Here is a 6,136-nt window from a genome sequence, read left to right on the forward strand (position 1 = left end):
CGGTCCAACGCCTCGGCGACCCGCAGGCTGTCCAGGGCCTGGAACTCGGCGGCGAAGGCGGCGACATCCTTGGCCTTGTTGGTCTGCAGATGGCCGATCACCGACCAGGCCACGTCCTCGTCGATCAGGTTGGCGTGCTTGCGCTTCGCCTCCTGCACCTTGTTCTCGCCGAGTTGATGCATGCCTGCGGCGATCGCCATGCGCACCCGTTCCTCGGGAACGGTCTTGCTGACCGGCAGCAGTCGCACCTCGTCTGCGGAGCGCCCCGCGCGCTCGGCCGCCGCCGCTATCCGGCCTTGCACAGCATCGAGGTTGCGCCGGAATTCCTCGATGGAGTTCGCGGTGGGGTACTGCGCTGAGTCGGACGGCGTGGCTGGCATGGCACCACGTTAGTGCTGCTGCCCCGGTTCCGCGCGAGGCCGGTGGCGGGGGAGGATGAGCCTATGCATAGGGATGATCCGGTGAGGATGAACCGGATGCGGGAGTGGCTGACCCGGGTCGCCGCGGAGCTCGGCCTCGATCCGGCGGTCGTTCTCGATCACGAGGAGGATCTGCTCGCCATGGTCTCCGTGGTGGCGCACGGGCAGTCGCGGCCGGGTGCCCCGCTCAGTGCCTTCCTGGCCGGGGTCGCGGTCGGACGTGGCGCCGCGGCGTCCGAGGTGGCCGCACGGGTCGCGGAGTTGGCCGAGGCGCCCTGATCAACGCGACCAGCGATTCCGCTAGATCGGCAGCCGGGCGTCCATGCGCCAACCGCCGCCCTGCCGCGGTCCGGCGGATGCCCAGCCGCCCAGCTCCTCGGCCCGCTCGGCCACGAAACGTAGTCCGGCGCCCGGACGGTAGCCGTTCGACGCCCGCCCGTCGTCGTCCACGGTGATCGCGAGCTCGCCGTCGGCCGGGGTGAGTCGGACGCGGACCCGGCCGTCCGCGGCGTGGCGTCGCGCGTTGGTGATCCCTTCGGCGGCGATCCGGTACGCGGCCAGTTCGACGGCCGGGCTGAGCGGCGGCAGGGCGTCCGCCTGCACAGTCACCTCCGGTGTGCCGTCACGGCACAGTTCGGCCAGCGCAGCGACCAGGCCCTTCTCGTCCAGGGCGAGCGGACGCAGGCCATAGACCACTCGGCGCACGTCGTCCAGCGCGGTGGCGACGTCGCCGCGGGCGGAGCGCAGGATCTCGCGGGCTCGGCCGGGGTTGGTCTCGATCAGGTTCGTCGCGGCGTCGATGTACATCGCCGCCCCGGTCAGCGTGGGGCCGAGCCCGTCATGCAGTTCCCGATGCAGCCGTTGCCGTTCTCGTTCCCGCGCCTCCGCGGCCTGCGCCCGGGCCTGGCGCACCTCGCCGATCAGGCGCCGCTCGCGCAGCACCGCGTCGACCGCACCGCCGACCAGGCCGAGCACCTTGCGGTCGGCCTCGTGCAGGCGGCGTTCGCCGGCACGCAGGGTCACCACGAAACGGGCGTCGGTGCCGATCGGAAGCACTGCGTGGATCGGGTCGTCCGGCTCCCGTCCGGATTCCGCCAGGGTCTGCTCCGACGCGACCAGGGCCAGCCTCGGCAGCCGCATGCTCTGCCGCACCTCGGCGACCAGGCCGTCCAGCCCGTCCGCCGAGCGCGCGTTGGTGGCGACCGCCACCGGGTCGTCGCGGCTGCCGAACAGGGCCCGGGACGCGACGCGCTGCAAGAGCTGACGCAATGGCACGAACACCATTGCGACGCAGACGGCCGCGAACAGCGTGGCGGTCCGGTCGGCGCTCGGCGGCAGGACCAGCGCCAGCCCCGCGGCGAGTCCGGCGAACAGGGCCGCGATCAGGGTGATCAACGCGCCGTAGAGCAGGGTGCGGGACAGCACGAACCTGATGTCGAGCAGCCGGTAGCGCACGATGGCGATCGCGATGGCGAGCGGGATCAGGACGACGCTGAGCAGGGCCAGGATCGGCCCCTCGCCGGTCAGTGTGCGCGGCAGGTTGATCACCAGCATCGCGATCAGCGCGAGCAGCAGCCAGAGCAACTGGCGACGGACCCGCTCGTCGCCCCGCCGATAGCGCAGGATCAGCGACGCCAGGACCAGCGGCATCGCCGGCAGGCTCAGCCAACCGACGACGGCCTCGATGGCTGCCATCGGAATGCCTTCGATCGCGAACAACGGACGCGACGCCGGCTCGCCGGCCACAAGGTCGTACGGATTGATCAGGCTGAGCACCAGACCGAGGACGCCGAGCGCAACGAGATAGCCGGCGACCGCCCGCCACCATCGGCCGGGGAGATGTCCGTCCGGGAAAAGCAGCAGGGCGAGCATCGCCAGCGACGGCAGGCCGAAACTCCAGGCTCCGAGATAGCAGCCCGCGATCAGCCGGGTCAGCGCGGGTGGCCAGTCGAGGGCCAGGCCGAGCCGGAGCATCGGGCCGAGCGCGGCCGAGATCAGGTGGGACAGCCCGGCGACGGAGAAGACCGGGCCGACCGCATTCCGGGGGCGGTACCAGCCGATCGGGACGCCGGACCCGACCAGGGCAAGGCCGATGGTCACGTTGGTGAGCGTGTAGCTGTCGACCCAGTCGTCCCAGCTCCAGCCGACCGCGATCGCCGACCCGACCGCGGCCGTGGTCAGCGCGACCGCCAGTACGCAGCTGGCGATCGTCCAGCGCGCCGGGGCGCGTGCGGGTCGTGCGCCGAGCACCTCCATGGACTCATTGTCGCCGCGCGTTCCGGCCGGCGCGTAGGGGCGTGGCCCCAGTCGGGTGGGCGCCGGGGCGCAGGAGCGGCACCGCGTGATTCCCGCGGACCCGGGATTCGGGCCCCGGGCGCGGCGCGCCGTGCCGGCGGAGGGTGGCCGTAGCCGTGGCGCAGAAGAGGGCCACATCGACGGAACGGAACGAATCATGTCTGCTGCCGCAATCGGTACGCCGCGACGAATCTGGCTGCGGGTCGGCCTGGTGGTCGCCTCGGCCATCGCCGTCATCGAATTGGTCGGCACCCTGGTGGGGCTCGCCGATTCCGAAGGAATCGGTCTTGCGATCGGGGTGGTGACCGCCGTGCTCGCCGTGGCGACACTCGCGCTGGCGCCGCTCGCCTGGCGCGGACGCCGCGGGCCCGCCATTGGTGTCGCTGCCACCCGGGTCGTCGCGTCGCTCGCCGGTCTGCCGGCGTTCTTCCTGCCAGAAGTTCCCCCGGCTGGGGTGATCGCCGCCGCCACCGGGATCGTGCTCGCCGCCGGGGTCGCGATCTGCGTCCTCACCACGGATTGGAACCAGTCATGAGCGCCGCCGAGCAGTCGCGGGATCTTCGCCGGTTCCGGCGTGTGGTGGGGGCCGTCCTGATGCCGATCGGTCCGGCGATCGTCGCCGTTCTGAGGCTGATCAGCCAGGACGACACCCATCTGGGCGAGTCGATCGCCGGCTCGCCGGACGCCCAGCTCTGGTACGGCGTGGCCGGCTGGCTGGTGCTGTTCACCCTGGTACCCGGCGCCTACGCGGCGGTGCACCTGGCGCGGCGACGCCGTCCGGTGCTGGCCGTCTGGACGGCCGCCTTCCTGATCCCCGGCTACCTGGGGATGACGGCCCTGATCGCGCCCGGGACGGCAGCCCACGCCGGCCTCGCGATCGGGTTGACGCCCGCCGTGGCGACGGAGTTGGCCGGGGCGGCGTTCGGGGCGCCCGGGGTGGCGGTCCCGGTGCTGGTGTTCGTGGTCGGTCACATCGTCGGCGTGGCTCTGCTCGGCGTCCTGGCCATCCGGGCCAGGCTGCTGCCGGTGGGGTTCGGGGTGGCCCTCGCGGCGTCCCAGGTGGTGCACCTGATCGCCACGATCCTGGGGCTGCCGTGGCTCGACTTCCTCGGCTGGGGGACGACGGCGCTCGGCATGGGCATGCTGGGCTGGCGCATGCTGCACACCCCGGACGACGAATGGGACTTGCCGCCGGAGGCGGTGTCCCACTCCGGGGGATTCGCGTCCGCGACGGCCGCCGTCCGAGTCGATGCGAGTTGAGCGGGTGCACTGATCAACCGACTGCCGCTTGGTTGAGCCTGTCGAAACCCCTTGCCAGTGCAGTGCAACGGAGGTCTCGACAGGCTCGGCCGGCGAAGGGTCGGCGCTAGCGACCCAGACCGAGACCGGCCTCGCGGGCCTGCACGATCGCTTCGGCCCGCGAGGCCACACCGAGTTTGAGGAAGATCGCCGAGATGTGATTGCCGACGGTCTTCGGCGCGATCTCCAACCGTTCGGCGATCACGGCGTTCGAGACGCCGCGGGCGAGCAGGTCGGTGACCTCGCGCTCGCGCTCGGTGAGCTGCGGTAGAGGTTTCGGTGCCGATGCCGAGCGATGCAGAACCCGTTCGACCACCCCGGGGCTGAAGATGGTGGCGCCCGCGGCGACCGTCCGGATCGCGCGCTCGATCTCCTCCTGCTCGGCACCTTTCAGCAGATAGCCTCGGGCGCCGGCTGCGAGGGCGTCCGTGATCAGCGACTCCTCGTCGAACATGGTGAGGATCAGGATCGCCGTGCCCGGGTAGCCGGTGGTGATCCGGCGAACGGCCTCGACGCCGTCCATGCCGGGCATCCGCAGATCCATCACCACCACATCGGGTTTGAGGAGTGCGACCTCGCGGAGCGCCGCCGCACCGTCGCCCACCTGGCCGACGACGATGATTCCGGGGAGCGTGTCCAGCAGCGCGACGAGCCCGCCGCGGACGACCGGATGATCGTCGACGAGCAGCACACGGGTGGACGTCATGCCTCGATTGTCGGCTTCCCGGCCGGCCACGGCATAGGGGCCCATCCCTATGCCGACCCGTGCGGACGGACCGAGTCAGCCGACCGGGTCAGGTGGGGCTAGCCCAGATCCACCGATCTGCGGCTGCTGCGCGACCCCAGTCGGGCGCATCGGTTGCTTCGGGACGCCCACCGTAGGGTCCCGATGCGCCTTTGCGAACCCGACTGCCATTGCGCCCATCTGGTGCCGCCCGCTACGCCGCCCATCGATCGATCTGGGCCTAGGTGCGGGCGAGCAGCAGGTAGCTGAAGTAGGCGACGTAGCCGGCCACCATCCAAACGCCTTCCGCTCGGGACAGCCGCTTTCCGGTGAGGAACAACGGGACGCACAACAGGCAGACGGCGACCATGATCGGCAGGTCGATGTGCAGCAGATCGGTGTCGATCGGGCCGGAGCCGTTCGCGACCAGCACCGGGACGCCCAGGATCAGGGTGAGGTTGTAGACGCTGGAGCCGATCAAGTTGCCGACGGCGATGTCGCGATCGCCGCGCACCGTGGACACCAGTGCGGTGACCAGTTCGGGTGCAGAGGTGCCGATAGCGACGACGGTGAGGCCGATGAACGCGTCCGATACTCCGAACAACCGGGCCAATTCCTCCGAGCCTCGAACCAGCCAATCGGCGCCGATCACGATGATGGCGATCCCCACCACCAGCAGCAACGCGAACCACAGCACGCGAGCACGGGCGTGTTCGGTCGGGGCGCTGATCCGGGCCTCCACCGCCAGATCGGCGGCCAACCCGTCCGATCTGCCGGCGTTCTCGCGTCGGGTCCACCAGCCCAGGGCCACGGTGTAGGCGACCGCGGCGATCACCAACGGGACGCCCTCCCAGGTCTGCAGCGCGCCGTCCAGGCTGAACACGTAGACCAGCACCGCGACGATCGCCATGCCGGGAAGGTCGAGCACCAGCGTGCGGCGTTCGAAGTCGATCGGACGCAGTGCGGCGCTCAGGCCGAGAATGAGCAGCAGGTTGACGATGTTGGTGCCGGCGATGTTGCCGACCGCGAGAGATCCGGCGTTGACTTTCATCGCGTCGATACCGACGGCGAGTTCGGGCGCGCTGGTGCCGATGGAGACGACCGTGAGGCCGATGATCATCGGCGGGATGCCCAGTCTGCGCGCGAGCAGCGAGCCATACCGAACCACCAGTTCCGCGCCGGCGATGAGCGCTACCAAGCCGCCTATCACCAGCAGCACGGGAACCATGGCTCACCCTACTGGGAACGGGCCGGCCCTCGCGTCACGGTGTTGGTTGACGTTGGTCGAACTCGTGGAGACCCGCACGGACGTGCAGTGACTCCTTCGTCATCCCGGACTCGATCCGGGATCTCCATGCCACCTACCTCGCCGTTTGGCGGAGATCCCGGCGTTCGCCGG

Annotated in this window: 6 protein-coding genes and 1 pseudogene; 3 read left to right on the top strand and 4 right to left on the bottom strand. The window is 70.6% G+C overall.

Features of this window, described 5'->3' with window-relative positions; all coding sequences use genetic code 11:
• A pseudogene (locus Q0066_RS14550) lies at nucleotides 1–380 on the bottom strand (YggS family pyridoxal phosphate-dependent enzyme); the annotation flags it as partial.
• Between the two features lie 87 nt (nucleotides 381–467).
• On the opposite strand from Q0066_RS14550, the gene Q0066_RS14555 reads away from it, so the two are divergent.
• On the top strand, nucleotides 468–698 hold the full coding sequence (locus tag Q0066_RS14555) for a DUF6457 domain-containing protein (protein ID WP_298134157.1): 231 nt from the start codon (nucleotides 468–470) through the stop codon (nucleotides 696–698).
• 21 nt (nucleotides 699–719) lie between these two features.
• On the opposite strand, the gene Q0066_RS14560 is transcribed toward Q0066_RS14555, so the two are convergent.
• On the bottom strand, nucleotides 720–2,675 hold the full coding sequence (locus Q0066_RS14560) for a histidine kinase (RefSeq protein ID WP_298134147.1): 1,956 nt from the start codon (nucleotides 2,673–2,675) through the stop codon (nucleotides 720–722).
• Between the two features lie 196 nt (nucleotides 2,676–2,871).
• Here Q0066_RS14560 and Q0066_RS14565 point away from each other — a divergent pair, with 196 nt between their 5' ends.
• Both Q0066_RS14565 and Q0066_RS14570 read left to right on the top strand, forming a co-directional pair.
• The gene (locus Q0066_RS14565) at nucleotides 2,872–3,249 is read left to right on the top strand and encodes a hypothetical protein (RefSeq protein ID WP_298134149.1); all 378 of its coding nucleotides are present in this window, start codon (nucleotides 2,872–2,874) and stop codon (nucleotides 3,247–3,249) included.
• Nucleotides 3,246–3,974, top strand: coding sequence for a hypothetical protein (locus tag Q0066_RS14570; protein ID WP_298134151.1), 729 nt, complete (start codon nucleotides 3,246–3,248; stop codon nucleotides 3,972–3,974). The genes Q0066_RS14565 and Q0066_RS14570 overlap by 4 nt, the downstream gene beginning before the upstream one ends.
• Nucleotides 3,975–4,080: 106 nt before the next feature.
• Here Q0066_RS14570 and Q0066_RS14575 read toward each other — a convergent pair whose 3' ends face one another.
• Both Q0066_RS14575 and Q0066_RS14580 read right to left on the bottom strand, forming a co-directional pair.
• Nucleotides 4,081–4,719 carry a response regulator transcription factor gene (locus tag Q0066_RS14575; RefSeq protein WP_298134153.1) on the bottom strand — a complete coding sequence of 213 codons (639 nt, stop codon included), beginning with the start codon at nucleotides 4,717–4,719 and terminating at the stop codon, nucleotides 4,081–4,083.
• 259 nt (nucleotides 4,720–4,978) lie between these two features.
• Nucleotides 4,979–5,965 (bottom strand): calcium/sodium antiporter, encoded by a 987-nt coding sequence (locus Q0066_RS14580; protein ID WP_298134155.1) that lies wholly within the window; start codon nucleotides 5,963–5,965, stop codon nucleotides 4,979–4,981.
• Nucleotides 5,966–6,136: the final 171 nt, after the last annotated feature.

The sequence above is a fragment of the Micropruina sp. genome (assembly GCF_027492755.1).
In the GTDB taxonomy this organism is placed as follows: Bacteria; Actinomycetota; Actinomycetes; order Propionibacteriales; family Propionibacteriaceae; genus Micropruina.

Excerpts from the sequence above, each read along its gene's own strand:
- Q0066_RS14555 (WP_298134157.1), top strand. The coding sequence starts at position 468 with ATGAACCGGATGCGGGAGTGGCTGACCCGGGTCGCCGCGGAGCTCGGC.
- Q0066_RS14560 (WP_298134147.1), bottom strand. The coding sequence starts at position 2,675 with ATGGAGGTGCTCGGCGCACGACCCGCACGCGCCCCGGCGCGCTGGACG.
- Q0066_RS14565 (WP_298134149.1), top strand. The coding sequence starts at position 2,872 with ATGTCTGCTGCCGCAATCGGTACGCCGCGACGAATCTGGCTGCGGGTC.
- Q0066_RS14570 (WP_298134151.1), top strand. The coding sequence starts at position 3,246 with ATGAGCGCCGCCGAGCAGTCGCGGGATCTTCGCCGGTTCCGGCGTGTG.
- Q0066_RS14575 (WP_298134153.1), bottom strand. The coding sequence starts at position 4,719 with ATGACGTCCACCCGTGTGCTGCTCGTCGACGATCATCCGGTCGTCCGC.
- Q0066_RS14580 (WP_298134155.1), bottom strand. The coding sequence starts at position 5,965 with ATGGTTCCCGTGCTGCTGGTGATAGGCGGCTTGGTAGCGCTCATCGCC.